The sequence below is a fragment of the Candidatus Pantoea communis genome (genome assembly GCF_011752685.1).
Lineage (GTDB): Bacteria > Pseudomonadota > Gammaproteobacteria > Enterobacterales > Enterobacteriaceae > Pantoea > Pantoea communis.
The window spans coordinates 1-527 of record NZ_VWXC01000076.1; the positions used below are offsets into that span (position 1 = coordinate 1).

Here is a 527-nt window from a genome sequence, read left to right on the forward strand (position 1 = left end):
TGATAGAAAAGTAACGAGCAGAAAAAACCTCTACAGGCTTGTAGCTCAGGTGGTTAGAGCGCACCCCTGATAAGGGTGAGGTCGGTGGTTCAAGTCCACTCAGGCCTACCAAATTCGCACTCATGCGACGTTATGTACTCAGTCGTTTACCCAACAGTAAACGTCCTTCGTACATGCCTTGCCTGAGCACGAATTTACGTTTTCATGTAAATGAAAAAGTAACTCCTGGTGAGTGGTAGTAGAAGGTCTCTGCAGTAACTGTATGGGGCTATAGCTCAGCTGGGAGAGCGCCTGCCTTGCACGCAGGAGGTCAGCGGTTCGATCCCGCTTAGCTCCACCATTACAGTGACTCAAAACAATACTTCAGAGTGTACCGGCAACGGTGTGCTGCGAAGTATTATGCTCTTTAACAATCCGGAACAAGCTGAAAATTGAAACGACACGTCGTATTCATTCTCCGTAATAAGAATGAATAAACGATGTGTTCGAGTCTCTCAAATGCTTGCAGTCTGCAGCGTTGTAAAACG

The 527-nt window shown here is 46.9% G+C and carries 2 tRNA genes; both read left to right on the top strand.

The window, feature by feature from the left end:
* The first annotated feature begins 34 nt into the window (after positions 1-34).
* Positions 35-111: transfer RNA gene (locus F3J37_RS27915), tRNA-Ile, on the top strand.
* A gap of 153 nt (positions 112-264) precedes the next feature.
* A tRNA-Ala gene (locus F3J37_RS27920) sits at positions 265-340 on the top strand.
* Positions 341-527: the final 187 nt, after the last annotated feature.